We start from the raw sequence: 26,650 nt of genomic DNA, 5'->3' as shown, positions 1-26,650 counted from the left end.
GATGGCCGAAGACCGCGCACTGACGGTGCGGGCGCTCCTCGACTCCGTGCGCGCCGGGGGACGGACGTCGCTGACGGCGCCCGAGGGCAAGATCCTCGCGGACGCGTACGGGATCGCCGTACCCGGCGAGGAACTGGCGACGGACGTGGACGAGGCGGTGGCGCACGCGGCCCGCTTCGAAGGGCCCGTCGTCATGAAGATCGTCTCCCCCGACATCCTGCACAAGACCGATGCGGGCGGCGTCATGGTCGGGGTGGAGGGCGCCGCCGGCGTACGGGCCGCCTTCTGCGAAATCGTCGACAACGCGCGCGCGTACGCGCCGGACGCGCGTATCGAGGGCGTGCAGGTGCAGGAGCTGCTGCCGTCCGGGCAGGAGGTCATCGTCGGGGCGGTGACCGATCCGACGTTCGGGAAGGTCGTCGCCTTCGGGCTCGGCGGCGTACTCGTCGAGGTCCTCAAGGACGTCACGTTCCGCCTCGCGCCGGTCGACGCGGACGAGGCCGCCTCGATGCTGGACTCGATACGCGCCGCCGAGGTCCTGCGCGGTGTGCGGGGTGCCCCTGCCGTGGACCGGTGGGCCGTGGCCGAGCAGATACGCCGGGTGTCGCAACTGGTGACCGACTTCCCGGAGATCGCCGAGGTGGACCTCAACCCGGTGATCGCCACTCCGGAGGGGGCCGTCGCCGCCGACATCCGGGTCATCCTCTCCGAAGGAGCCGTGCAGCAGCGCCGTACGTACACGCGCGAGGAGATGCTCGCGTCGATGCGGCGGCTGATGGAGCCCCGCTCGGTCGCCGTGATCGGCGCCTCCAACGAACAGGGCAAGATCGGCAACTCGGTGATGCGCAACCTCATCGACGGCGGCTTCTCCGGCGAGATCCATCCGGTGAACCCCAAGGCCGATGACATCTTGGGCCGCAAGGCGTACAAGAGTGTCACGGACGTTCCCGGTGAGGTGGATGTGGCGGTCTTCGCGATCCCCGCCAAGTTCGTGGCGTCGGCCTTGGAGGAGGTGGGTCGCAAAGGCATCCCCAATGCCGTCCTGATCCCCTCCGGGTTCGCCGAGACCGGCGAACAGGCGCTCCAGGACGAGATCGTGCGGATCGGCGAGCGGCACCGAGTGCGGCTGCTCGGCCCGAACATCTACGGCTACTACTCGACGTGGCAGGACCTGTGCGCCACGTTCTGCACGCCGTACGACGTCAAGGGCGGGGTCGCCCTGACGAGTCAGTCCGGTGGCATCGGGATGGCCATCCTCGGCTTCGCGCGCACTACGAAGACGGGCGTTTCGGCGATCGTCGGGCTCGGCAACAAGTCCGACCTGGACGAGGACGACCTCCTCACGTGGTTCGGCGAGGACCCCAACACCCGGTGCATCGCGATGCACCTGGAGGACCTCAAGGACGGCCGCGCCTTCGTGGAGGCCGCGCGGGCGACCGTTCCGAAGAAGCCCGTCGTGGTCCTGAAGGCCGGACGGACGGCCGCCGGGGCGAAGGCCGCCGGATCGCACACGGGCGCGCTCGCGGGCGACGACGCCGTGTACGACGACATCCTGCGGCAGGCGGGTGTCATCAGGGCGCCGGGGCTCAACGAGATGCTGGAGTACGCGCGCGCGTTGCCGGTGCTCCCCACCCCGCAGGGCGACAACATCGTGATCATCACGGGGGCGGGCGGCTCCGGCGTGCTGCTCTCCGACGCGGTGACCGACAACGGGCTGCGGCTCATGGAGATCCCCGACGACCTGGACGCGTCCTTCCGGGCGTTCATCCCGCCCTTCGGGGCGGCGGGAAACCCCGTCGACATCACCGGGGGCGAGCCCCCGTCGACGTACGAGGCGACGATCCGGCTCGGCCTGGAGGACCCGCGCATCCACGCGCTCGTCCTGGGCTACTGGCACACCATCGTCACCCCTCCCATGGTCTTCGCCGAACTGACGGCGCGCGTGATCGCGGAGTTCCGCGAGCGCGGCATCGAGAAGCCCGTCGTGGCATCCCTGGCGGGCGACGTCGAGGTGGAGGAGGCCTGCCAGTACCTCTTCGAGCGCGGGGTCGTGGCGTATCCGTACACGACGGAGAAGCCGGTGGCCGCGCTCGGCGCGAAGTACCGGTGGGCCCGGGCGGCCGGTCTGTTGGGGGGCGGTCGATGAGGTGACCGGTGTTGGGGCCGGACGGCGGTGCGCGTCGGCCGGCCCCGGGACCCGTGCGCACACGAAAGGAATTGGACAGGGGGCGCTGGCCAGGATCTTTTCGACGCAAGGGGTGCTGAACCAACATGACGACAACCGACATACACACGTCCGTCCCCTTCCGGGAGGTGACGGACGCGAACGGCCGGATGTACCGGGTCGGCGAGACCGACGTGGACATCATGGGCCGCAAGCGCAAGTGGATGGTCATCCTGCCGTGGGTCGGCATGATGGGCATCAGTTCGGCCGAGTACGCGTTCGCGTCGGCCGAGGACACCCTGCGCCACGCGCATGCGTGGGGCGACACCGCCATCTTCTGGATGCTGGGCGTCTGGGTCTTCTTCCAGGCCGCGGTGGCCTTCCCGGCGGGCAAGCTCCGTGAGAGCGGCAAACTTCCGGCGCGCTGGGCCATGATGTGCGGCGCTCTCGGCACGCTCCTGGGATATCTGTCACTGGCGTTCGCGCCGCATGTCGTCGTCGCCTTCCTCGGCTTCGGCATGTTCAGCGGTATGGGCGCCGGCATGGTGTACGCGACGTGCGTGAACATGGTCGGCAAGTGGTATCCCGAGCGAAAGGGCGGAAAGACCGGATTCGTCAACGGCGGATTCGCCTACGGCTCGGTGCCGTTCGTGTTCATCTTCACCGGCTACATGGACCTGACGAACTTCCGCTGGGTGCTTGTCTCCGTCGGCCTCTTCCTGGCGGCGATGGTCGCCGTGGCCGGTTACTTCTTCCAGGACCCGCCGAAGAACTGGTGGCCGGCCGACGTGGACCCGCTGCGGCCTCCGACCGACCCGCGGGCCAGGCGCGCGCTTGCGATGAACCCGCCCGCCGTGCGGCAGTACACGCCCAAGGAGGCGTGGCAGACCGGCCGGGTCGCACTGATGTGGTTCTGTCTGCTGTGCACGTCGGGCGTGAACATCTTCGGCATCGCGTTCCAGGTGGACATCGGCAAGGAAGCCGGATTCGCCGGTGGAATCGTCGCCACAGCGATGTCGCTGAAAGCCATCGTCAACGGCACGGGCCGAGGTGTCATCGGCTGGCTCTCGGACCGCTATGGACGCAAGCGGTGCCTGATCTTCGTCTGTATCGTGCTCGGTCTCTCGCAGTACGGAATTCTGTGGGCGGCGAACATCGAAAACCTTCCGCTGTTCCTGATCTTCTCCAGCATTTCCGGATTCGGCGGCGGCGCCATCTTCCCGATGTTCGCGGCGATGACCGCGGACTACTTCGGCGAGAACAACAACGCCTCCAACTACGGCCTGGTCTACAGCTCCAAGCTGGTCTCCGGGCTCCTCGGCTCCGGCATGGGCGCCATCGTGGTGAGCAACTGGGGCCACACCGGGGCCTTCACGCTGGCCGGTTCCATTTCCCTGTTCGCGGGATTCGTCGCGCTCTTCCTCTCGCAGCCCGGAAGGCCGAAGGACAAAGGCATCACACCCAATCCGCAACCCCTCGGCGAGGAGATGGCCTGACCCTCTCGTACGTCCAGCGGCCGCCCCGTGCACTCAGGTGCACGGGGCGGCCGCTTCTGTGTCCGTCGCCGCAGGACCGGCGAGCCGGGGTCAGTCCCCGCAGCGCTCGTTGAGCGAGTGCAGGTGCTCGCTGGACTTGCGGGCGAAGGCGAGGGACTCGACCGGGTTGTCGTGCTCGGTCTGCCAGTGGTGGTAGCGGCGGCCGTCGTGGGTCCGCGCGGTCACCTTGGAGAGGAACTTCTTGTAGTCGATGTCGCCGTCACCGACGTCCGTCATGCGGTAGCCGTCGCGGGTCGTCTCGTCGCGTATGCCGTCCTTGACGTGGAACAGCGGGTAGCGGTGCGGCTGCTTGAGGACGTAGCTGAGCGGCTCGAAGGGCGCCGGTGTGCCGTCCGCACGCTTGCCGAAGCGGAACTGGGCCGAGAACGCCCAGAAGATGTCCATCTCCAGAAAGACGAAGTCGGGGTCGGTCTCCGCGAGCAGCACGTCGTAGAGGCGGACCTTCGGCTTGTCGGTGGCGAAGGAGAACTCTTCGGCGTGGTTGTGCTGGTAGAACTTCATGCCGCGCTTGCGTGCGGCCTCTCCGTAGGTGTTGAAGTCCTCGGCGGCCCGCTTCCAACCGTCGACGGTCGAGCCGTAGCGGAACGGTCCCGACGCGGTGCCGATGTGCTTGAGGCCGAGTGCCTCGGCGTCGTCGAGGACCTTCGTGAGGTTCTGCGCGAAGGTGTACGCGTTCGGGTTGTTGTCGTCGTAGTAGCCGACGTGGCTGCCGATCGGGTTCAGCCCGTGGTCGCGGGCGAGCCGCTTGAGCTGGGCGAGGGTGATGGCGCCCGCCGAGCCCTGGGTGTATCCGGCGAACTCGATCTCGTCGTATCCGTACTTCTCCAGCTCCGCGAAGACCGGCGCGAATCCGAGGGTGGAGACCTTGTCGCGCAGGCTGTAGAGCTGGATGCCGAGGCGGCCCGGGGGCAGGACGGCACGGCTGCGCCCCTTCTTCTGCGCGGCGGTGGCGGGGGACGCGACGGCGGGGGCTGCGGCGGCCGCCGTGCCGATCAGGGCGGCGGCGGTGGCGCCCGCGGCGACACCGAGCACACCGCGTCTGCTGAGTCTCTGGGCCAGCTCGGGGTCGGCGGACGTGTGGTTGCGGCTCATGCGGTTCTCTCCCGGGATCGAGTCAGGGATGGGTTCGAATAACGGATCAGGGGTGGATCAGGGACGGACCCTGATGGCACGGTCCGAGCCCTCTGGTTCAGTGGAGATCAAGCCGAACCAGCAGATCCAGCAGATCCAGCGATGCCGGCTTGCCGGTGCGGGCCGCCAGGACTCAGTCCAGGCCCGCGAGGTGGAGCAACAGCGATTTCACATCGGTGGCCGCGACGTGGTCACCGACAGCGCGGGGGGTGGAGCACAGAATGAGCGGTCCGGAATCGGGGTCCTCGCTCGCGGGGAGGCGGCCATGGCTGCCGCGAATAGGTGACGGGTCCAGGGGCACGACCGCCATGCGGTAGCGCATGCCGAGCTTCTTGCGGGCCAGCGCCTTCGCCGCTTTGACCTTCACGTACGGGTCGAGCGGGTCCATGAAGAGCTCGACGGGGTCGTAGCCGGGTTTGCGGTGGATCTCGACGAGCTGCGCGAAGTCGGGCGCGCGGGCGTCGTCGAGCCAGTAGTAGTACGTGAACCAGGCATCGGGCTCGGCGACGGCGACGAGTTCGCCCGAGCGCGGGTGATCCAGGTGGTTGGCCTTCTTGCCCTCGTCGTCCAGGAGTTGCTCGATGCCGGGCAGGTCGGCCAGGGCCTGGCGGGTGACCTCCAGATCCTCGGGCCTGCGCACGTAGATGTGGGCGATCTGGTGGTCCGCGACGGCGAAGGCACGCGAAGCCATCGTGTCGAGGTACTCCATGCCGTCCTGGGTGTGCACTTCGAGCAGTCCGGCGCGGCGCAGGGCGCGGTTGATGTCGACGGGCCGGTCCACGCGGGTGATGCCGTACTCGGACAGGGCGACGACGGTGCGGCCCTCCGCCTTCGCCTCGTCGAGGAGGGGAGCGATGGTCGCGTCGAGTTCGGCGGCGGCCCGGTGGGAGCGCGGGTCGTCGGGGCCGAAGCGCTGCAGGTCGTAGTCGAGGTGAGGGAGGTAGCACAGGGCCAGGTCGGGGTGGCGGGTGCTGATGATGTGGCGGGTGGCGTCCGCGATCCAGCGGCTGGAGACGATGTCGGCGCCGGGGCCCCAGAAGTGGAACAGGGGGAACGTGCCGAGCTTTTCGGTGAGTTCGTCGTGCAGGGCCGGGGGCCGGGTGTAGCAGTCGGGTTCCTTGCGGCCGTCGGCGTAGTAGACGGGACGGGGGGTGATGGTGATGTCGGTGTCGGCGCCCATGGCGTACCACCAGCAGATATTGGCGACGGTGTAGCCGGGGTGGGCGCGGCGGGCGGCGTCCCACAGCTTGTCGCCGGTGACGAGGCCGTTGTGCTGACGCCACAGGAGTACGTCGCCGAGCTCACGGAAGTACCAGCCGTTGCCGACGATGCCGTGCTCGGCGGGGGTGGTGCCGGTGAGGAAGGTGGACTGCGCGGCGCAGGTGACGGCGGGCAGGACCGTGCCGAGCGTGGCCCGGGAGCCGGACTGGCCCAGGGACTTGAGGTGCGGCATGTGGTCGAGGAGACGGGGGGTGAGGCCGACGACGTCCAGGACGAGGAGGGGTGTGGGGCTCATGGCAGTTCCTTCAGGCCGAGGTCCGTCAGGAGATCGCGGGCGAGGGTGAGTTCGGCGGCGATTCCGTCGGCGAGCTGGGGGCGGGAGCGGGGGCGCAGTTCGGGCGGCAGCGCCTGCCAGGTGTAGGTCTCGACCTCGAGGTGACGGGTGCGGGGGGCGGGCCCGCCGACCAGCTGGGCGAGGGTGTCCTTGAGCACGGGAAGCGTGGAGGTGAGGGGCGGCGCGGGAGCCGCGTGCAGGGGGACGTGGAAGTGGGCGCGCCAGGGTGCGCTCTCGGGCAGGGCGTCGCCGGCGAGGGATTCGCCGAGGTCGTCGGTGCCGTGCAGGCCGGCGGCGGTCCGGGTGCGGGTCTGGTGCAGGAAGCGGGGTTCGTCGAAGGCGGCGAGTGCCTCGCGTACTTCGGGCAGATGGGGGTGTTCGGCGTGCAGGGCTGCGGAGAGCTGGGACTTGACGACGGGGATGCCCGCGGCGGCGAGGGCGTCGAGCGCGGTCTGCGGGTCCTCGAAGGAGGTGGCGAGGTGGCAGGTGTCGACGCAGACACCGATGCGGTCGTGGCCGATGGCGGTGAGCGGGGCGATCGCGTCGCCGGTGGTCTCCACGGTGCAGCCCGGTTCGGGTTCGAGGCCGATGCGGATCGACTTGCCGGTCAGCTCGGCCAGCGCGTCCAGGCGTTGGGCGAGTGCGGTCAGCGCGGAACGGGCGGCCTCGGCGCGGGTGGCGTCGAAGGGGGTGCGCCAGGCGAGAGGAAGGGTGGAGATGGTGCCTTCCGCGACATCGTCCGGGAGCAGCGCGGCCAGCAGGCGGGCCAGGTCGGTCGTGTGGGAGAGACGCTCGGGGTCGGTCCAGTCCGGCTTGTAGACGCGGTACTTGACCTCTTCGGCGCCGAACCCTTCATACGGGAATCCGTTGAGGGTGACGACTTCCAGGCCGCGCCGGTCGAGTTCCGTGCGCAGACCGCGCAGCGCGGCCGGATCGGTGACCAGGGCGTGGGCGGCGTCCTTGGCGAGCCACAGGCCGATGCCCAGGCGGTCCCTGCCGAGCCGTTTGCGTACGGGTTCGCAGTGGTCGCGGAGTTGCGCGAGGACGCCGTCGAGGGTCTCGGCCGGGTGGACGTTGGTGCAGTACGCGAGGTGGACGACGCTGCCGTCGGGGTGCCGGAAGCGCATGGCTCACGCCCCGCCGCGGAGGATGGAATTGCCCTCGTGAGTGGCTTCGGTGTCCGTGACGTCGAGCGCGAGGCGGCCGCTGAGTCCGTAGAAGGCGACCGGGTTGCGCCACAGGACCAGGTCGACGTCGTCCTCGCTGAACCCGGATTCGAGCATGGCGTCGGCGACCTTGCGGGTCTTGAGCGGGTCGCTCTTGCCCCAGTCGGCGGCCGAGTTCACCAGGACCCGCTCGGGCCCGTGGTCGCGCAGGATGGCGACCATCCGCTCCTCGTCCATCTTGGTGTCGGGATAGACGGAGAACCCGAGCCAGCAGCCGCTGTCCTTGGCCTCCTTGACCGTGGTCTCGTTGAGATGGTCGATGAGGACCCGCTCCAGGGGCAGCGCGGACTCCCGGACGACGTCGATGGTGCGGCGCAGTCCTGCGAGCTTGTCGCGGTGCGGGGTGTGGACGAGCGCGGGCAGCTCGTGGTCGGCGGCGAGCTGGAGCTGGGCGGTGAGCGCGGCGTCCTCGGCGGGGGTCATGGAGTCGTAGCCGATCTCGCCTACGGCGACGACGTTGTCCTTGACCAGATACCGGGGCAGTTCGTCCAGGACCGGGGTGCAGCGCGGGTCGTTCGCCTCTTTGGGGTTGAGGGCGATGGTGCAGTGGTGGGCGATGCCGTACTGCGCCGCGCGGAAGGGCTCCCAGCCGAGGAGGGAGTCGAAATAGTCGAAGAAGGAGGCGGGTGAGGTGCGGGGCTGGCCCAGCCAGAACGCGGGCTCGACGACGGCGCGGACGCCCGCGGCGTACATGGCCTGGTAGTCGTCGGTGGTCCGGGACGTCATGTGGATGTGGGGGTCGAAGATGCGCATCAGGACTCCTGCTCCTCGCCGGTGGAAGGGGTCGCGGGGGCCGCGGACGCCGCTGTGGCCGCGGGGGCCGTAGCGGCGGCCAGGGCCAGGACGCGGTGCAGATCGCTGGGGACGGTGCGACCGGCGGCGGTGCGTTCGCCGGCGTAGTCGTCGAGCATGCGGGCGAGCTCGGCGTCGGCGTGGGCCCGGCGGTCCAGTTCATCGACGGCGTCCAGGGGGACGCCCGTGAACAGGCACTTGAGAACCGCGTGGCGCCAGTCGTGCGGGGCGAGGTGCCGGGCGGCGTACGGGCCGACGGCGGCGGCGACGAGCCGGGTGTCGTTCGTACGCAGGGCGTCCTCGACCAGGGGCAGTGCCTCCGGGCCCCGGACCAGATGGGGCAGGGCGTGCAGGACGGCGCGGCGTTCGGCGGCGGTGCCCTGTCCGTAGACGCGGGTGAGGGTGGCCGGGTCCGCGTCGGCCGCGTGCAGGAGCAGCACGCGGGCGGCGTCGGCGTGGTCCTGGCCGCAGCGTCGCCCGGCTTCGGCGAAGCGCAGTTCCCAGGTGGGGGTGGTGCTCTGCGCCGGTCGGCCGGGGTGGGCGGCGGCCTCGGCGGTGGCCTGGTCCAGCCAGGCGCGGGCGGCACCGGGGAGGGCGGCTTCCAGGTGGGTGCGGAGGTCGTCGATGACGGGGGCTTCGGTCACGTGGTGCCTCCTCCGGCCGGGGTGGGGAGCGGGGCGGTGCGGGACGGGGTGCGGACGGTTTCGGTCACTGCTTCGGCCGCCGCTTTGTGCAGGAACTCGATGGATCGGGAGGCGAGTTGGGGGCCCGCGTGGGAGTGGCGGGGCAGTTCGACGACGGTGAGGCCTTGGTAGCCGGTGGAGGCCAGGGCTTCGAGTACGGGCGGGAAGTCGATCTCTCCGTCCCCGAACGGGAGGTGTTCGTGGACGCCGCGGCGCATGTCCTCGATCTGGACGTGGCGCAGCCAGGGGGCGGCGGCGCGTACGCAGTCGGCGGGTGACTGCGGTTCGAGGCACTGGCAGTGGCCGATGTCGAGGGTGAGGCCCAGGGCCTCGGGGCTGCCGAGGTCGTGACGGAGCCGGTGGAAGTCGGCGAGGGTGGAGAGGAGGTGGCCGGGTTCGGGTTCGATGGCCAGCGGTACGCCGCTGCCGTGGGCGGCGTCCACCACCGGGCCGATGGCCTCGGCGAGCCGGTGCCAGGCGGTGTCCTCGGGGGTGCCTTCGGGGGTGATGCCGCTGAAGCAGTGCACGGCGTGGGCGCCCAGGTCGGCGGCGACCTGGACGGCGCGGATCAGCAGGCGGACGCGGGCGGCGCGCGCGTCCGGGTCGGGGTCGAGGAGAGAGGGGCCGTGTTTGCGGCGGGGGTCGAGGACGTAGCGGGCGCCGGTTTCGATCGTCGCCGTCAGACCCAGCCGTTCCAGGGTGCGGGCCACGTGGCGGGTGCGGGCGGCGAGGTCGGGGGCGAGCGGGTCGAGGTGCATGTGGTCGAGGGTGAGACCGACGCCCGCGTAGCCGAGGTCGGCGAGAAGACCGAGGGCGTCGTCGAGCCTCAGGTCGGTCAGCCCGTTGGTGCCGTAGCCGAAGCGGAAGGGGCCGCTTGCCCGGTTGTTCGTACCCGTCATGTGACGCTCACCTTCCGGCCGAACTTGCGGGCCGCCGGGGCGAGGGCGGCGGTCAGCAGTGCGATGCCCGGGGCGCCCGTGCGGGCGGAGAGGGCCGCCTGGAGCGGGATCATCGCCCGGATGCCGCCGCCCACGGCTCGCTGGGTGAGCTGGGGGGACGGGTTGAGTGCGGCGTGGAAGAGGGGGCGGGCGGCGGTGGCGGCGTACGTGGCGGCGAGCGCGGCCTGCACGACACCGCTTACGCCGATCCGCCGGGGGCTGCCGGTCCGCTTCAGGGCAGCGCCGCGCGTGGAGCCCGGCAGGCCGCCGGCGGCTGCAGTCCGGCGGCCTGTCGGGAGTTGAGGGGGTCCGGCGGTGGGGACGCCGTCGGTGCTGGTTCCGGTGCCGGTGCCGGTTCCGGTGCCGGTGCCGGTGCCGGTGCTGGTTCCCGTGCCGGTGCCGGTGCCGGTGCTGGTTCCCGTGCCGGTGCCGGTGCCGGTGCTGGTTCCCGTGCCGGTGCCGGTGCCGGTGCCAATTCCGGCGGGAGCGTGAGCGCCGGCACTGGTGCCCACGCCCTTGTCTGCCGGGCGGCTGCCGCCAGCCCCGCGGGTCTCGCCGCCGACCCTGGCCAGCAGTTGGGTCAGGGCCGCTGTGGCGGCGAGCGCGCACAGGGGGGCCGCCGTGGAGCCGCCCTGGGCCTCGCGGCGGGAGACCGCGGTCACCGCGAGGGTGTGGGCGCCCAGGACGAGGGCGGTGGGGACCGCGGCGCGGATGCCGGGGTCGCGGGAGACGACCCGGTCCCCCGCCGGGTGGCGCCGCGTCGCGGCTCTGGCTGCCCCCGCTGACGTGGCCGCCGCTCCCAGCAGCAAGTCAAGGGCGCGGGCCGCCGCCATGGCTGCCGGGCCGGCCGGGGTGTGTTTCAGGCCCAGGTCGTACGCCCATACCGTCGCCGCCAGGCCACCGGCCACCGTCAGGGCGGGGCGGCCTGCGGCGGCGGCCAGGGTCAGGCCTCCTGCCGTCAGTGCCGCTGCCGCGCCCAGCGCGACGGACGGGGTGATGCGGCCGGAGGGCAACGGGCGGTGAGGGCGTTCGATCGCGTCCTCCGCGCGGTCGGCCCAGTCGTTGAGGGCCATGCCCGCCTCGTAGAGGGAGAGGGACGCGGCGATGGCGAGGAGGGTGCGGCGGTTGGGCTGCAGTCCCGTTGCCGCCGCGCCGGCGAGGGCGTCGCCGGGCACGGTGAACAGGGCCGAGACACGCAGCAGTTCGGCCCAGTCGCGCCCAGTACCCAGACGCAGGCCCCCACCAGCACCGGCCCCGACACCCACGCCAACCTCAGCCCCGCGCCCGACCTCGGCCCCAGCTCCGGCCCGAGCGTCAGCGCCAGCCCCGATCCCGACCCCAGCCCCCCTCAAGCCGACACCCCCCGCAGCCGTGAGGCAAAGCCCGTCAGTGCTTCGTACTGTTCGGCGAGAGCTGATGAAGAGCCGTCGTCCGGGTCCTTGAAGTAGAAGCCCAGTTCGCCCAGCGGGCCGGAAAGGCCCCTCTCGTGGGCGCGGGCCGCCAAGCGGGCCAGGTCCAGGATCAGAGGTGCCGCCAGGGCCGAGTCGCAGCCCTGCCAGGTCGTCTGGAGGACCATCCGCGCGCCGAGGAAGCCGTCGAAGGCGATGTGGTCCCAGGCGGTCTTCCAGTCGCCGAGTGAGGGGACGTCGTCGATGTGGACCTCGCCCTCCGGGGCGGAGCCCAGCGTGTCGGCGAGGACCCGCTCCTTGCCCGCGTTCTTCGCCGCGGCCGCGGCCGGGTCGGCGAGGGCCGCGCCGTCGCCGCCGCCCAGGAGGTTCGTGCCGGACCAGGCCCGTACGGCGAGCGCACGCTGGGCGAACATCGGGCCCAGGACCGAGCGCAGGAGCGTCTGTCCCGTCTTGCCGTCACGGCCCGCGTAGGGAAGCCCGGACGAGGCGGCCAGGGAAGCGAGCGCCGGGTGGTGCAGCCCCGAGGACGGGGTGAAGTTCACGTACGGGCAGCCCGCCCGCAGGGCCGCCGCCGCGTAGAGAGAGCTAGCGGGCAGCCGCCCCTCGCCATCCGCAGGCACCGGTTCCGTAGAAGCCACGTTCACCACCACCGCACGGGCGAGCCCCCGGCGGCGTACGAAATCGCGGAGGTCGGCGGCGAAGGACTCGATCAGTTCCTCGTCCGTCCTGGTGTCGGAGTCCCCTCGGCGCGGCCCGCCGGGGCGTATCTCCGCGTCCGCCGCGGCCAGTTCCGCGCCCACCGCCGACGGGAGCCCGTACGGGAGCACACCCCCCGCGGCCAGCTCCTCCGCGCGCTTGGGCAGCGGGCACTCCACCGTGTCGTGGCCGCCGAAGACGAGCGACGACAACGTTGGCAGACCGCAGTCCGCGAACGGCGGGGTCTCCGTGACCATGCCGGTCGGCGGATGGAGTCCGGCCGTGACGGCCGCGCAGCCCGCGACAGCCGTCGTGGCGACCGAACCGCGCGCCCCGATCAGCCACACCCCCGTGAGACCGCCGAGATCGCCACCCGAAGCGTCGGAAGAACCAGTAGAAGGAGAGATGGGCACGGCTGCCTCCTGTCGTACACGCGCAGAACGCGCGGGGGAGATAAGACGGCGGACGCCAGAGAGAAGGGTCGGGGATAAGACGGCGGGCGGAGGTCCGGCGTCCTCCGCCCGCCGCCGTCTAGCGGCCCACCCCGCTCGCGGTGCGGGCCGGCAGGTCCTTCACCCGGATGTCGCGGAAGGAGACCTGGTCATCGGCACCGTGGTTCTGGATGCCGATGTGACCGTCCGTCAGGCTCCTCGCCGGATCCGTGTTGGTGAAGTCGTTGATCTTCACTCCGTTGAGATAGATCCGAAGGCGTTCGCCCTCGACCCGGAGTTCGTACGTGTTCCACTCCCCCGGCTGGTTCAGCGCCTGGTCGCGCTTCTTCAGGTCGGCGGACTTGAAGCCGTAGACGGAGCCGGTGGTCTTCTCCGGGACGTCGGTGGCGTCGATCTGGATCTCATAGCCGTTGTTCACGGCCGACCAGGGGTCGTCGGAGGGCGGGAAGCCCACGAAGATCCCCGAGTTGTCGTCGCCGTCCATGCGCCAGTCCAGCTTGAGGGAGTAGGAGCCGAGCTCCTTCGCCCCGTCGTACCAGAGCATGCCCATGCCGCCGACGGTCGTGAGGGTCCCGTCCTTCTCGTTCAGCTCGAACGAGCCGGGACCCGCCTGCTTCCAGGCCTCCAGAGACCCCGCCGTGCCGTCGAAGATCGGCGTGTAGCCCTTCTCCGGGCGGCAGTCGGCCTGCGAGGCGCCCGTCGCCCAGCGGATGCCGCCGAGCAAGTGGGTGCGGTAGGCCGGGTCGGCGAACGACTCCTTGGTGTGACCGCTGCCCGTGTAGAAGGAGCGACCGCCCTGGTAGTTCTGGCACCAGGCGATGGGATGGTCGCCGGACATCGAACCGCCCGTGTAGGACGACTCGTCCAGCGAGGCCAGGACGTGGGCGCGGTCCCTCGGATTGGTGCGGTAGTTGTACCACTCGTCGGTCCGGTCCCAGATCCCCGGCAGATGTGCCGTGGACGGATGCCCGTGGTCCTCGACCTGCACCTTCGCGGGCTGGATCGCGGGGTGCGACTGGAAGTACGCGCCCGCGAGCCCACCGTAGAAGGGCCAGTCGTACTCGGTGTCGGCGGCGGCGTGCACGCCCACGTACCCGCCGCCCTTCTTGATGTAGCCCTCGAAGGCGCTCTGCTGCTTGCCGTCGAGGACGTCACCGGTCGTGGAGAGCCAGATCACGGCGTCGTACTTCGCGAGGTTCTTGGCCGTGAAGGCCTTGGCGTCCTCGGTCGCGTCGACGGTGAAGCCGTTCGCCGCGCCGAGTTCCTTGATCGCCGCGATGCCTTCGGGGATCGAGTCGTGCCGGAAGCCCGCGGTCTTGGAGAAGACCAGGACCCTCTCGCCCGCCTTCGAGCCCGCCTTCGAGCCCGAGGGCTCCGGCTTCGAGGCCGCCGGACCCGACACACAGCCGATGAGCAGGGCGGCCGTAGCGGTGGCGATGGTGATACGTGCGGATGCCCGCATGGTGGGGTGGCCCCTTTCTCAGCTCGTGGTGATGGTGAAGTCGTCGAGGTCGAACAGCGCTCCGGTGCCCTTGCCCTTGAAGACCAGGAAGAGCGTGGTCGTCGACTTGGGCGCCTTGGAGATGGCGGTGCTCACGTCCGCGTACGTCTCCCACCCGCCGGTCGGCTTGACCGTGGCCCTGCCGAGCACCTTGCCGGTGGCCGATCCGCTGCGGACCTCGAGGGTGCCGCCCGCGCCGGCCGACGCGACGCGCGCGGTCAGCTTGGTGGCGTTGCCGAGGATGTAGGGGTTGAAGGAGACCCAGTCGCCGTTGTTGATGTCGCCGACCGTCTTACCGCCGTGCGCCGGGGTGTGGTTCACCACGGAGACGCCCTTGGACTCGTTGAAGTGCTCGCCCTGGCGGTGCTTGGGCTGGACGACGTTCTGGTCGTGGGTGGTCAGCGCGGGCTGGCCATTGGCACCCTTGTCGGTGTACTCGGCGTCGAAGACCCCGAAGATGTTGGCGTTCGGGTCGTGCTCGCCGTCCGCCGACGTCTGGATGGTGCCTTCGCAGCCGTTGGCCGAGGTGACCGGGTGGCCGTGGCTGTCGTGGCCGAGGATGTGCGTGACCTTGACCTTGGTGCAGTCGATCGGGCCGTCTTCCTTGTCGGTCACCTTCACCTTGAAGGGCACCTTGTCGCCGAAGGTGAACAGCTGTCCGTCACCGGGGAGTTCCAGGGTCACCTTGGGCGCGGTGTTGCCGACGGTGATGTGCGCGCTGGACGAACCGGTTCGCCCGGTGGAGTCCTTGACGGTCACGGTCGCGGTGTAGACGCCGTTCTTCTTGTACGTGTACGAGGGGTTCTGCTGAGTCGACTTGCCGCCGTCGCCGAAGTCCCACGCGTAGGTCAGCGTGCCGCCCTCGGCGTCCGTGGCCTTCGCGGTGAACTTCGTCGTGAGCGGGGCCTGGCCGCTGGTCACGGACGCGCTCGCCTCGACGACCGGGGAGTGGCCCTCGGTGGCGTTCTCGATGCGGAAGAGACCGGAGTTCTCGTCGCCGCCGAACCAGGCCGTGCCGTAGTCGAGGACGTACAGGGCGCCGTCGGGGCCGAACTCCATGTCCATGATCTGGGTGCCGGTCCACGGGAACGGGTTGATCTTCGAGACCGTACCGTCCGCGTTCTGCTCGATGCGCTTGATCCAGCGGCGGCCGAACTCGCCCGCGAAGAAGTCGCCGTCGTAGGCCTCGGGGAACTTCACCGGGGAGGTGTTCGCCGCGTCGTAGCGGTAGACGGGTCCGCCCATCGGGGACTCGGAGCCGGAGCCGAGCTCGGGCACGGAGTCGCCGTCGTAGGGGATCCAGGCTTCCTGTGCGGGCGGCAGGTCGGTGAGGCCGGTGTTGTGCCGCGAGTCGTTCTTCGGCGCGGCGCAGTCGAAGGCGGCGCCGGAGGTCTTCGTCTCGAAGTCGTAGTCGACGTAGGCGTCGTTCTTGCCGGTGCAGAACGGCCAGCCGAAGTTGCCCGCCTTGGTCACGCGGGCGAACTCGACCTGTCCGGCCGGGCCGCGCTTGGGGTCGGCGGCGCCCGCGTCGGGCCCGTAGTCACCGACGTACACGATGCCGGTGGGCTTGTCGACGCTCATGCGGAAGGGGTTGCGGAAGCCCATCGCGTAGATCTCGGGGCGGGTCTTCTCGGTGCCCGGGGCGAAGAGGTTGCCGTCCGGGACCGTGTACGAGCCGTCGTCGGCGACCTTGACGCGCAGGATCTTGCCGCGCAGGTCGTTGGTGTTGCCCGCACTGCGCCGCGCGTCGAAGGCGGGGTTGCGGTCCGCGCGCTCGTCGATGGGCGTGAAGCCGTCGGAGGCGAAGGGGTTGGAGTCGTCGCCGGTCGAGAGGTAGAGGTTGCCGTCCTTGTCGAAGTCGATGTCTCCGCCCACGTGGCAGCAGGTGCCGCGGCTCGCGGGGACGTCGAGGACCTTCTTCTCGCTGGCGTTGTCCAGGGTGCCGTCGGCCTTCAGGACGAAGCGGGAGAGGCGGTTGACGCCGTCGAACTTCTTGAATTCCTCGGCCGTGCCGTTCTCCGGGGCGTCGCCGGCCGGGGTGTCGAGCGGGGGCGCGTAGTAGAGGAAGATCGCGCGGTTCTCGCTGAACTTCGGGTCGAGGCCGACGCCCTGGAGTCCCTCCTCGTCGTGGCTGTAGACCGGTATCTTGCCCGCGACCTTGGTGTTGCCCGCGGCGTCCGTCAGGCGCAGTGTGCCGTCACGGGAGGTGTGCAGGACGGAGCGGTCGGGCAGCACGGCGAGCGTCATGGGCTCGCCCGTCTCGGGTTCGCCCTTGGCCAGGGTGACTTGCTGGAAGTCCTCGGCCGCGGCGGCCTTGCCGGTGGACTTTCCGGTGGACTTTCCGGCGGCCGCCTTGTCCGCCTGCTCCTGTGCGGCGCGGACGGCCTCAGGGTCGGCGGCGTTCGCCGCGGGGGCGACGAGGGTGAGGCTGGCGCCGGCCAGCAGGGTGCCGGTGAAGAGGGCGAGGGTCTTGCGGAGTCTGAGGCGTTTCCTGTGCACGGTGTTCCTCCGGAAGGGGGACGGTCGTACGCGGGTGTGTGCGGGGGGGCGCTGGGCGCCGGGGTGCGCCGTCACCCCGGGAGGTTCATGTCCTGTACACATCAGGGACGGTAGCCACGTTTGTCTTGGACGGAAAGCCCTTGCACAGCAATTGAGTTCAGCTTTTTCCTTGGGCAGGACAAAGTGACTCGGCGTCAGAGCAAGGGCTCTCCGCCCCGCTGCCTGGCGGCAGGGAGCACGACCACCTGGCGGGCGGGGAGCCCGACCGTCCGGCGGCGGGGAGCCCGACCACCCGGCGGCAGAAGTCAGTTGCCGCCGAACGCCGCGTCGAACGAAGCCGTCGGCGGCTCGAAGTCGAACGCCTTCAGGCGCTTCAGCGCCTCCGGCGCCCCCTGGAGGCGGTCCATCCCCGCGTCCTCCCACTCCACGGAGATCGGCCCCTCGTAGGCGATCGAGCGCAGCATCCGGAACACGTCCTCCCAGGGGACGTCCCCGTGGCCCGCCGAGACGAAGTCCCAGCCGCGGCGCGGGTCGCCCCACGGCAGGTGCGAGCCCAGACGGCCGTTGCGGCCGTCGAGCCGGCGCCGGGCCTCCTTGCAGTCGACGTGGTAGATCCGGTCCCGGAAGTCGTAGAGGAAGCCGACCGGGTCCAGGTCCTGCCACACGAAGTGCGAGGGGTCGAAGTTCAGGCCGAAGGCCGTCCGGTGGTCGACGGCCTCCAGGGCGCGGTGCGTCGTCCAGTAGTCGTAGGCGATCTCGGAGGGGTGCACCTCATGGGCGAAGCGCACGCCCTGTACGTCGAAGACGTCGAGGATCGGGTTCCAGCGCTCGGCGAAGTCCTCGTAACCACGCTCGATCATCGCGTCCGGCACCGGCGGGAACATCGCCACCAGGTGCCAGATCGACGAGCCGGTGAAGCCGACGACCGTGTCGACGCCGAAGGCGGCCGCCGCGCGCGCCGTGTCCTCGATCTCGCGGGCGGCCCGCTGCCGGACGCCCTCCCCCTCGCCGTCGCCCCAGATGCGGGCGGGCAGGATCGCCTGGTGCCGCTCGTCGATGATGGCGTCACAGACGGCCTGTCCGACCAGGTGGTTGGAGATGGCCCGGCACTTGAGGCCGTACTTGTCCAGGAGCTGGCGGCGCGAGTCCAGGTAGGAGCGGTCACTCAGCGCCTTGTCGACCTCGAAGTGGTCGCCCCAGCAGGCGAGTTCGAGACCGTCGTAGCCGAAGTCGCGGGCGAGGCGGCAGACCTCCTCAAGGGGCAGGTCGGCCCACTGGCCGGTGAAGAGCGTGAAGTCGCGGGGCATGAACAGGCCTCCTCAGACCGTGGCGGGAGTGGAAGCGACGGGGGTGTAGACCGAGTTCTTCTCCGCGCTCTCCTCCACCGCGGCGAGCACCCGCTGGACGGAGAGACCCGCGGCGAAGGACGGCTCGGGCTGCGTGCCCGTGGCGATGGCGTGCAGCAGGTCGCGGGCCTGGTGCACGAACGTGTGCTCGTAGCCGAGGCCGTGGCCCGGCGGCCACCAGGCCTCCAGGTACGGATGGCCGGGCTCGGTCACCAGGATGCGGCGGAAGCCCGATGACGTGGCGGGCTCGGTGTGGTCGTGGAAGGACAGTTCGTTCAGGCGCTCCAGGTCGAAGGCCAGCGAGCCGTCCGAGCCGTTGAGTTCGAGCCGCAGCGCGTTCTTGCGGCCTGCGGCGAACCGGGTCGCCTCGAAGGAGGCCAGGGCGCCCGACGGGAAGCGCCCGGTGAAGACCGCCGCGTCGTCCACGGTGACCTGACCGACCGCGGTGCCTCCCTCCGCCGTGAGCCCGCTGGACGCGCCGTCGAGCAGCGGCCGCTCCCGTACGAAGGTCTCGGTGAGCGCCGAGACGCCCGCCACCGGCTCCCCCACCAGGTATTGCGCGAGGTCCACGATGTGCGCGCCCAGGTCGCCGAGGGCGCCCGAACCCGCACGGTCCTTGCGCAGCCGCCACGTCAGCGGGAACGCGGGGTCGACCAGCCAGTCCTGGAGGTAGGTGAGGCGCACGTGCCGCAGTGTGCCCAGCCGCCCCTCGGCGACCATCTGCCGGGCGAGCGCGAGAGCGGGAACGCGGCGGTAGTTGAAGCCGACCATCGCCACCTGCCCCCGCGCCCGGGCCCGCTCGGCGGCCTCGACCATCGCCTCGGCCTCCTCGACGGTGTTGGCGAGGGGCTTCTCGCACAGCACGTGCTTGCCCGCGTCGAGCGCCGCGATCGCGATCTCCGCGTGGCTGTCGCCGGGCGTGCAGATGTCGATCAGATCGATGTCGTCACGGGCCACGAGGGCGCGCCAGTCGGTCTCCGCCGACGCCCACCCGAGCCGGTCCGCGGCGGCGCGCACGGCGCCGCCGTCGCGTCCGCAGACCGCCGAGAGGACCGGTTGCAGGGGCAGGTCGAAGACGCGTCCGACGGTGCGCCAGCCCTGGGAGTGGGCGGCGCCCATGAAGGCGTATCCGACCATGCCCACCCCCAGTGGCCGCTTACCGGTCCCAGCCTCGTGTTCCGTCTCACGCATGCGGTACTCCTCCTCGTAAATGCTCGGTGGGGGGTGCGGCTGCGCGCATCACTTGAAGCCGGTGGACATGTACTTGCCGACGTTTTCCTTGTCGACGACGGCGGAGTAGCAGGTGACGAAGGACGGGATCTCGAACTCCGCCATCCCGCTGATGCCCTTGCCCTGGCCCAGGGCGCGCGCCAGGTCGATCGCGGAGGCGGCCATGGTCGGCGGGTAGAGCACGGTGGCCTTGAGCACGCTGTCGTCGGACTCGATGGCCTGGAAGGCGGAGAGCGCGCCCGCGCCGCCGACCATCAGGAAGTCGTCGCGGCCCGCCTGCTTGATGGCGCGCAGGGCGCCCACACCCTGGTCGTCGTCGTGGTTCCACAGGGCGTCGAAGTTCTTCTGCGCCTGGAGGAGCTGCGACATCTTGGACTGGCCCGATTCGACGGTGAAGTCGGCGGCCTGCCGGGCGACCTTCTCGATGTTCGAGTAGTTCTTCAGGGCGTCGTCGAAGCCCTTGCTGCGCTGCTTGGTGAGCTCCAGGTTGTCGAGTCCCGCCAGCTCGACGACCTTGGCGTTCTTCTTGCCCTTGAGCTTCTCGCCGATGTAGTGGCCCGCGCTGAGACCCATGCCGTAGTTGTCGCCGCCGATCCAGCAGCGGTAGGCCTGCGGGGTGGCGAAGACGCGGTCGAGGTTGACGACGGGGATGCCCGCCTTCATGGCCTTCAGGCCGACCTGCGTGAGCGCCTTGCCGTCGGCCGGCAGGATCACCAGGACGTCGACCTTCTTGTTGATCAGCGTCTCGACCTGGCCGATCTGGGCGGCGGTGTCGTTCGAGCCCTCGGTGGACTCAAGGGTGACGTCGGAGTACTTCTTCGCCCGCTCCTTGGCGTTGTCGTTGATCGCGTTGAGCCAGCCGTGGTCGGCCTGCGGGCCCGCGAAGCCGATGGTGACCTTCTTGCCGGGCTTGTCGTCGGCGACCGGCTGGTCCTTGCTGTCCGACCCCTCGTCCTTGGGTTCGTTGCTGGTGCAGCCCGTTATGAGAGCACCGGTGGACAGGGCGGCCGCTCCGAAGAGCAGTCCTCTGCGGCTCGTGATTTCTGGCATGGCGGTGAACCCTTCGGGTCTGCGGATCAGTGGGTTGAGGACGTACGTCGCTGGACGAGCACCGCGGCGACGATGATCGCCCCCTTGGCGATCTGCTGGACGGCGGTCTCCAGGTTGTTGAGCGCGAAGATGTTCTGGATCGTCGTGAAGATCAGCACGCCAAGGACGGAACCGGTGATGGTGCCGCGGCCGCCGCTGAGCAGGGTGCCGCCGATGATCACGGCGGCGATGGCGTCGAGTTCGTAGAGGTTGCCGTTGGTGTTCTGGCCCGACCCGGCGAGGATGATCAGCAGGAAGGCCGCGATCCCGCAGCAGAGGCCGGAGAGCAGGTAGAGGTAGAGGCGCTGCCTGCGTACGTCGATACCGGCGAGGCGGGCCGCTTCCGCGTTGCCGCCGACCGCGACCGAGCGGCGTCCGAAGGTGGTGCGGTTCAGGATCAGCCAGCCGATGACGGTGACGGCCGCGAAGACCAGGACGAGCGGCGGGATGCCGAGGATGTAGGAGTCGCGCTCGCCGAGCTTGAGCACGCTGTCCACGGTGACCATCTGCGTCTTGCCGTCGGTGATCTGCAGGGCGAGGCCCCGGCCCGACGCGAGCATCGCGAGCGTCGCGATGAACGGCACCACCGCGCCGTACGCGATGAGCATGCCGTTGACGAGGCCGCAGGCCATGCCGACGATCACCGCGGTGAAGAGGATGCCGACGAAGCCGTACTCCTGGGTGGCGACCGTCGTCGCCCATACCGAGGCGAGCGCGACGATCGCGCCGACCGACAGGTCGATGCCGCCGGAGATGATCACGAAGGTCATGCCGACCGTGACGACGCCGATGACGGACGCCTGGGTGAGGATCAGCTGGACGTTGTCGGCGTCCAGGAACGAGTCGGGCTGGGTGATGCCGCCGATCAGGACCAGGACGGCGAGCACGCCGAGCAGGGACAGCGTCCGCACGTCGGCACGTGCGGCGAGCGTCCGCAACGGGCTTGCGCCGTCCGCCGGTTGTGCCTTCGATGCGGCGGGCCGTGGCGGCGATGCGGGCTGCGTCATGACGCCGGGCTCCCTTCGAGTACGAGGTCGAGTACGCGGTGTTCGTCGAGGTCGCGGGCGGGCGCCGTATGGACGACGCGGCCCTCGCGGAGGACCAGGACACGGTCGGCGAGGCCCAGGACCTCGGGCACTTCGCTGGAGACGAGCAGGACGGCGAGGCCGTCGTCGGCGAGGCGGCGGATCACGGCGTACAGCTCGGCGCGGGCGCCGATGTCCACGCCGCGGGTCGGCTCGTCGAGCAGCAGGACGCGGCAGCCGCGGAGCAGCCAGCGGGCCAGGACGGCCTTTTGCTGGTTGCCGCCGGAGAGCGTGCGCACGGGCGCGGTGGGGTTGTCGGGGCGCAGGGAGAGCTCACGGGTGGCGGTCTGCGCCGCCTTGCGCTCGCCGCTCCGGTCGATCCAACCGCCGCGCGAGAAGCGGGACATGGAGGAGACGGAGACGTTGTTGGTGACGGACTCCAGCATGAGCAGGGCCTGCGCCTTGCGCTCCTCGGGGGCCAGGCCGAGCCCGGCGCGCACGGCGGCGCGGACGCTGCCCGACTTCAACGCCTTGCCGTCGACGACGACATGTCCGGCGGTGGACTTGCGGGCGCCGTAGATGGTCTCCAGGATCTCGGAGCGCCCGGAGCCGACGAGTCCGGCCAGGCCGACGATCTCGCCGGGGCGCAGTTCGAGGTCGAGGGGTTCGAACTCCCCTTCGCGGGAGAGGCCCTTGACCGTCAACACCGGCTGCGACGTGGGCGGTTCGACCGGTCGGTCCGGGAAGACGTACTCGACGTTGCGGCCCGTCATCAGGGCGACGACCTCGCGGGTCGGGGTCTCCTTCGCGGGCAGTCCGCCCGCCACGGCCCGGCCGTCCTTCAGGACGGTGACGCGGTCGCCGATGCGGCGGATCTCTTCGAGGCGGTGGGAGATGTAGACGACGGCGACGCCGTCCGCCGTGAGGTCGCCGACGATGCGGAAGAGGTTGTCGACCTCGTCCGGGTCGAGGGCGGCCGACGGCTCGTCCATGACGATGAGGCGCACTTCGTGGGAGAGGGCGCGGGCCATGGACACGATCTGCTGGTGGGCGGCCGAGAGGTCGCCGACGAGCGTGCCCGGGTCGATCTCCGCGTGCCCGAGTCGCTTGAGCAGAGCGGCTGTCGACGCTTTCGCCTCGCGGCCCTTGACGACGAACCCGGCCGCGGTCGGCTCATGTCCGAGGTGGACGTTCTCGGCGACGGACAGGCCCTCCACCAGGTCGAGTTCCTGGTAGATGGTGGCGATGCCCAGGCGCATGGCGGCGATGGGCGATTTGAGGACGGTGCGTTCGCCGCGCCAGGTGATCTCGCCGTCGTCGGGCTGGTGGGCCCCGGCGAGGACCTTGATGAGCGTGGACTTGCCGGCGCCGTTCTGGCCGAGGAGGCAGTGCACTTCGCCGGCCTGGACCTGGAGGTCGACGCCGTCGAGGGCGCGGACGCCGGGGAACGACTTGGTGATGCCGGACATGGTGAGCAGCGGTGGTTCTGGTGCCATGACTGTTCCCTTGGGCGGGTCGGCGGGTGCGGCCGGTTGCAGGGCAGGGCGGGGTAGGGCGATGGCCCCCGGGAGGGGCGGGGCATGTTTCTGAGCAGGGCGGGGCAGCGCGCTGTACCGGGAGAGGTGCGGTGCGGGACGTGCGACGTACGGACGGTGCTACGGGTCGTGCGTACCGGTCAGGCCGGCGAGAACAGGTGGTCGCTGATGAGCCGGGCGCCGCCGATGACTCCGGCGGTCGGCCCCAACTCGCCCAGGACGATGGGGAGGTTGCCGGTCGCCAGGGGCAGCGACTGGCGGTAGACCTGCGTGCGGATGGCGGCGAGCAGCGTGTGGCCGAGGCCGGTCACACCGCCGCCGATCACCACGAGGCCGGGGTTGAAGAAGCTGACGAGACCCGCGATGACCTGCCCGGTGCGGTTGCCGCCCGCGCGGATGAGGTCGATCGCGGTGGCGTCACCGGCGGCGGCCGCCGCGGCGACGTCGACCGCGCTGAGCTTTCCGGCGGCTTCCAGACGGCCGGCGAGCTCCTGGAGGAGCCCCTGGCCGACGGCGTCCTCCGCGTCGCGGGCGAGCGCCGCGCCGCTGAAGTACGCCTCCAGGCAGCCCTTGTTCCCGCAGGCGCAGGGCCGCCCGTCCGGTTCGACCTGGATATGGCCGATGTCGCCCGCGCTGCCGGTCACCCCTCGGTAGACCTCACCGCCGACGACGATTCCGCAGCCGATGCCGGTGCCGATCTTGACGCAGAGGAAGTCGCCCACGGAGCGTGCGACGCCCGCGTGCTGTTCCCCCATCGCCATCAGGTTCACGTCGTTGTCGACCATGACGGGGCAGCCCAGGTCCTGGCTGATGGCCTCCCGTACGGGAAAGCCGTCCCACCCCGGCATGATCGGCGGGGCGACCGGGACGCCCTCGGGGAAGCGGACGGGGCCGGGGACGCCGATTCCGGCGCCGTCGAACCCTTCCGCGAGCCCGGAGGCCTTCAACTTGGCCGCCATGGCGAGGACTTGCTCGAAGACCGCGACGGGGCCCTCGCGCACGTCCATGGGCTGGTTGATGTGACCGAGGACCTCCAGCTCGGCGTTGGTCACCGCTACGTCGACCGAGGTCGCGCCGATGTCCACGCCGAGGAAGCGAAGGCCCGGGGCCAGGCGGATGTTGTGGGAGCGGCGGCCGCCGCGCGAGGCGGCGAGTCCGTCGGCGACCACGAGTCCGGTCTCCAGGAGCCGGTCCACCTCGACGGCCAGCTTCGACCGCGAGAGGTCGACCTGATCGCCCAGCTGGGCACGGGAGTTGGGCCCTCCGTCACGCAGCAGCCGCAGCAGTCGCGCCTGGTGCGCATTGGCGGGTCGAGCCGTCATACGTCTCACGCGCCCCTCCCCGCCTCGTGGGCAACTCATGTCGTCCGACTCGCCCCGCCGCGGCGGATTTCCGTCGTCGCGTCGGGCTTTCGAGGGGAACGTAGCAGCGCCTGCCGGGAGTGGGAAGAAGTTGCGCAGGAATTACCCATGACTTTCTCCAGTCACAGGACAAAGACGCGGACAGAGCGGTCCTCCGCATGACCTCAGGGGTAATGGACCCGCCGTGACATCACGGGCACGGTGGTCGCATGACGTCCGACACGCACACAGCCGATCTCCTGGCCGCCCTGCCCTTCGCCGTGCACCTGGGCATCACCCTCGACGAAGCAACGCGCGACCGCGCCGAGGGAACCCTGCCCTGGTCGGCGGAGCTGTGCACGGCGGGCGGGGTCCTGCACGGCGGGGCCCTGATGACGCTCGCCGACACCGTGGGCGCGGTCTGCGCCTACCTCAACCTGCCCGCGGGAGCGAGCACGTCCACGGTGGAGTCCAAGACGAACTTCTTCCGCGCCGTGCGCTCGGGCAGCGCCCGCGCCGTGGCCCGCCCGCTGCACGTGGGCGGCTCGTTCGTCGTCGTACAGACGGAGGTCCGCGACGCGGACGGGCGCGCGGTCGGGCAGACGACGCAGACGCAGGCGGTCCTCGCACCCCGGAAGGGCTGACGCGCCGGGGGGGGCGAGGCGTCAGGCGTCGCGCTCGCGCCGGTGGTAGGTCTCGCGGGTGTGCTCGGTGTGCGCGCGCATGATCTCGGTGGCCTTGCTCTCGTCGCGCTCGGCGATCGCCGCGATCAGCGCACGGTGCTCGATCCAGGACTGCTTTCCGCGCTGCCGTGCCACCGGCGTGTAGTACCAGCGCACGCGGCGGTCCACCTGCCCGGCGAGTTCCGCGAGCACGACATTGCCGGCGAGCTCCATCACCTTGGCGTGGAACGCGGCGTTGGTGGTCACCACCAGGTCGACCTCGCCGTCCGCGACGGCCTGCTCCCCCTTGGCGCACAGCTCTTCCAGGGCGGTGATCCCGGCGGTGCCCGTATTGGCCGCGGCGAGCCGGGCGGCCTCCGCCTCCAGGAGCGTGCGGACCGTGAGCAGCTGGTCCGCCTCCTCCTCGGTCGGCTCGTGCACGAACGCGCCCTGCGCGGGGCGCAGATCGACCCAGCCCTCGGTGTTGAGCCGCTGCAAGGCCTCGCGCACGGGCTGCCGCGACACCCCGAGATGCCCGGCCAGTTCGCTCTCCACGAGGTGCTGGCCCGGCTGGAGCGCGCGGGTCGTGATGAGCTCGAGCAGCGCTTCGTAGACCCGCTCGCGGAGCGGACCCGGCCGTTCGAGCTTGGGCACCGCCCCCTGCGGCAGTCCTGTGGACAACATCGCGGTCCCCTCCTCGACGATTGCCTTTTGTCTACAGTCTACTGAGCACAATGGCCAGCACCAGGGGGAGTTGACCCGGTCACACGGCCGGGAAGCGCTGATCCGTGCGCTGCGGGACCGCTACGGGCAGCGGATGACCTGGCCCGCGTACGAGAGGTTCCCGCCGAAGCCGAAGAGCAGCACCGGGTCCCCGTGGTTGATCTCGCCGCGCTCCACCAGCTTGGACAGGGCCAGCGGGATGCTGCCCGCAGAGGTGTTGCCGGAGTTCACGACGTCCCGCGCGACGACCGCGTTGACCGCGCCGATCCGCTCGGCGAGGGGCTCGATGATGCGCAGGTTGGCCTGGTGCAGGACGACCGCGGCCAGGTCCGCCGGAGTGAGACCGGCCCGCTCGCAGGCCTTGCGGGCGAGCGGCGGCAGCTGCGTCGTCGCCCAGCGGTAGACGCTCTGCCCCTCCTGCGCGAACCGCGGGGGCGTGCCCTCGATACGGACGGCGTTGCCCATCTCGGGCACCGAACCCCAGAGCACGGGGCCGATGGCGGGCACGCCGCCCGGCTCGCACGCCTCGACGACGGCCGCGCCCGCGCCGTCCCCGACCAGGACGCAGGTGGTGCGGTCCGTCCAGTCGGCGACCTCGGACATCTTGTCCGCGCCGATCACCAGGACGCGGGTGGCGCCCCCTGCCCGGACGGCGTGGTCGGCCGTGGCGAGCGCGTGCGTGAAGCCCGCGCACACGACGTTGATGTCCATGGTGGCCGGGGACGGGATGCCGAGCCGGGCCGCCACCCGCGCCGCCATGTTCGGCGAGCGGTCGATCGCGGTGGAGGTGGCGACCAGGACCAGGTCGATGGCGTCGGGCGTCAGGCCCGCGGAGGCGAGGGCCTTCGCCCCGGCGTGCGCGGCGAGCTCGTCGACCGGCTCCTGCGGGCCCGCGATGTGCCGGGTGCGGATGCCCACGCGGGAGCGGATCCACTCGTCGCTGGTGTCGACCATGCCCGCCAGGTCCTCGTTGGTGAGGATCTTGGCGGGCTGGTAGTGACCGACGGCGGCGATGCGTGAGCCGTGCATGAACGGGTCCCCCTTGGTGCCGGAGATGCGGGACCGTCCAGTCTGGTCAGCGACTCACCAGTAACAGGA

General features: G+C 70.7%; 21 protein-coding genes. 3 read left to right on the top strand and 18 right to left on the bottom strand.

The genetic code is table 11. From position 1 onward, the window contains the following. Position 1 precedes the first annotated feature (1 nt). Positions 2-2,146 (top strand): acetate--CoA ligase family protein, encoded by a 2,145-nt coding sequence (locus ABZ906_RS03435; RefSeq protein ID WP_361376773.1) that lies wholly within the window; start codon positions 2-4, stop codon positions 2,144-2,146. 125 nt (positions 2,147-2,271) lie between these two features. Continuing rightward, positions 2,272-3,660, top strand: a complete 1,389-nt coding sequence (locus ABZ906_RS03430) for an OFA family MFS transporter (RefSeq protein WP_361376770.1) — start codon at positions 2,272-2,274, stop codon at positions 3,658-3,660. Positions 3,661-3,750: 90 nt separating this feature from the next. On the opposite strand, the gene ABZ906_RS03425 is transcribed toward ABZ906_RS03430, so the two are convergent. The 16 genes from ABZ906_RS03425 to ABZ906_RS03350 all read right to left on the bottom strand — a co-directional run bounded on the left by ABZ906_RS03425 (position 3,751) and on the right by ABZ906_RS03350 (position 24,149). Then, positions 3,751-4,812, bottom strand: coding sequence for a sugar phosphate isomerase/epimerase (locus ABZ906_RS03425; RefSeq protein WP_361376767.1), 1,062 nt, complete (start codon positions 4,810-4,812; stop codon positions 3,751-3,753). Positions 4,813-4,984: 172 nt separating this feature from the next. Further along, positions 4,985-6,367, bottom strand: a complete 1,383-nt coding sequence (locus ABZ906_RS03420) for a nucleotide pyrophosphatase/phosphodiesterase family protein (RefSeq protein WP_361376764.1) — start codon at positions 6,365-6,367, stop codon at positions 4,985-4,987. Continuing rightward, on the bottom strand, positions 6,364-7,533 hold the full coding sequence (eboE, locus tag ABZ906_RS03415; protein WP_361198298.1) for a metabolite traffic protein EboE: 1,170 nt from the start codon (positions 7,531-7,533) through the stop codon (positions 6,364-6,366). The genes ABZ906_RS03420 and eboE overlap by 4 nt, the downstream gene beginning before the upstream one ends. 3 nt (positions 7,534-7,536) lie before the next feature. Then, on the bottom strand, positions 7,537-8,385 hold the full coding sequence (locus ABZ906_RS03410) for a TatD family hydrolase (RefSeq protein ID WP_361198295.1): 849 nt from the start codon (positions 8,383-8,385) through the stop codon (positions 7,537-7,539). Continuing rightward, positions 8,385-9,068, bottom strand: a complete 684-nt coding sequence (locus ABZ906_RS03405) for an EboA domain-containing protein (RefSeq protein WP_361198292.1) — start codon at positions 9,066-9,068, stop codon at positions 8,385-8,387. Before ABZ906_RS03405 ends, ABZ906_RS03410 begins: the two co-directional genes overlap by 1 nt. Then, the gene (locus tag ABZ906_RS03400) at positions 9,065-10,006 is read right to left on the bottom strand and encodes a sugar phosphate isomerase/epimerase family protein (RefSeq protein ID WP_361376761.1); all 942 of its coding nucleotides are present in this window, start codon (positions 10,004-10,006) and stop codon (positions 9,065-9,067) included. The genes ABZ906_RS03405 and ABZ906_RS03400 overlap by 4 nt, the downstream gene beginning before the upstream one ends. Then, on the bottom strand, positions 10,003-11,310 hold the full coding sequence (locus ABZ906_RS03395) for an SCO3242 family prenyltransferase (RefSeq protein ID WP_361376758.1): 1,308 nt from the start codon (positions 11,308-11,310) through the stop codon (positions 10,003-10,005). Before ABZ906_RS03395 ends, ABZ906_RS03400 begins: the two co-directional genes overlap by 4 nt. Positions 11,311-11,393: 83 nt before the next feature. Next, the gene (locus ABZ906_RS03390; protein WP_361378040.1) at positions 11,394-12,557 is read right to left on the bottom strand and encodes an inositol-3-phosphate synthase; all 1,164 of its coding nucleotides are present in this window, start codon (positions 12,555-12,557) and stop codon (positions 11,394-11,396) included. A 124-nt stretch (positions 12,558-12,681) separates the two neighbouring features. Then, entirely contained in the window at positions 12,682-14,064 is a 1,383-nt protein-coding gene (locus ABZ906_RS03385) for a ThuA domain-containing protein (RefSeq protein WP_361376755.1), read from the bottom strand. Between the two features lie 18 nt (positions 14,065-14,082). Further along, a complete protein-coding gene (locus ABZ906_RS03380; RefSeq protein ID WP_361376752.1) occupies positions 14,083-16,602 on the bottom strand; it encodes a PQQ-dependent sugar dehydrogenase in 2,520 nt (839 codons plus the stop codon). 305 nt (positions 16,603-16,907) lie between these two features. Then, positions 16,908-17,909, bottom strand: coding sequence for a sugar phosphate isomerase/epimerase family protein (locus ABZ906_RS03375; protein WP_361198280.1), 1,002 nt, complete (start codon positions 17,907-17,909; stop codon positions 16,908-16,910). Between the two features lie 12 nt (positions 17,910-17,921). Continuing rightward, positions 17,922-19,139, bottom strand: a complete 1,218-nt coding sequence (locus tag ABZ906_RS03370) for a Gfo/Idh/MocA family oxidoreductase (protein ID WP_361376749.1) — start codon at positions 19,137-19,139, stop codon at positions 17,922-17,924. A 48-nt stretch (positions 19,140-19,187) separates the two neighbouring features. Then, on the bottom strand, positions 19,188-20,228 hold the full coding sequence (locus ABZ906_RS03365) for a substrate-binding domain-containing protein (protein WP_361198274.1): 1,041 nt from the start codon (positions 20,226-20,228) through the stop codon (positions 19,188-19,190). Between the two features lie 26 nt (positions 20,229-20,254). Then, on the bottom strand, positions 20,255-21,274 hold the full coding sequence (locus ABZ906_RS03360; RefSeq protein WP_361198271.1) for an ABC transporter permease: 1,020 nt from the start codon (positions 21,272-21,274) through the stop codon (positions 20,255-20,257). Continuing rightward, entirely contained in the window at positions 21,271-22,788 is a 1,518-nt protein-coding gene (locus tag ABZ906_RS03355) for a sugar ABC transporter ATP-binding protein (RefSeq protein WP_361376746.1), read from the bottom strand. Before ABZ906_RS03355 ends, ABZ906_RS03360 begins: the two co-directional genes overlap by 4 nt. Positions 22,789-22,967: 179 nt before the next feature. Next, positions 22,968-24,149, bottom strand: coding sequence for an ROK family transcriptional regulator (locus ABZ906_RS03350; protein WP_361376743.1), 1,182 nt, complete (start codon positions 24,147-24,149; stop codon positions 22,968-22,970). A 248-nt stretch (positions 24,150-24,397) separates the two neighbouring features. Here ABZ906_RS03350 and ABZ906_RS03345 point away from each other — a divergent pair, with 248 nt between their 5' ends. Further along, positions 24,398-24,811: a PaaI family thioesterase gene (locus tag ABZ906_RS03345; RefSeq protein WP_361376740.1), complete on the top strand. Its 414-nt coding sequence runs from the start codon at positions 24,398-24,400 to the stop codon at positions 24,809-24,811. 21 nt (positions 24,812-24,832) lie between these two features. Here ABZ906_RS03345 and ABZ906_RS03340 read toward each other — a convergent pair whose 3' ends face one another. After that, positions 24,833-25,513 (bottom strand): GntR family transcriptional regulator, encoded by a 681-nt coding sequence (locus ABZ906_RS03340; RefSeq protein ID WP_361376737.1) that lies wholly within the window; start codon positions 25,511-25,513, stop codon positions 24,833-24,835. 120 nt (positions 25,514-25,633) lie between these two features. After that, positions 25,634-26,581: a beta-ketoacyl-ACP synthase III gene (locus ABZ906_RS03335; RefSeq protein WP_361198257.1), complete on the bottom strand. Its 948-nt coding sequence runs from the start codon at positions 26,579-26,581 to the stop codon at positions 25,634-25,636. Positions 26,582-26,650 lie beyond the last annotated feature (69 nt).

The sequence above is a fragment of the Streptomyces sp. NPDC046925 genome (assembly GCF_040644915.1).
Classification (GTDB): domain Bacteria; phylum Actinomycetota; class Actinomycetes; order Streptomycetales; family Streptomycetaceae; genus Streptomyces.
Note: the sequence above shows the minus strand (reverse complement) of the source record. Positions and strands in the feature narration are given on the sequence as shown.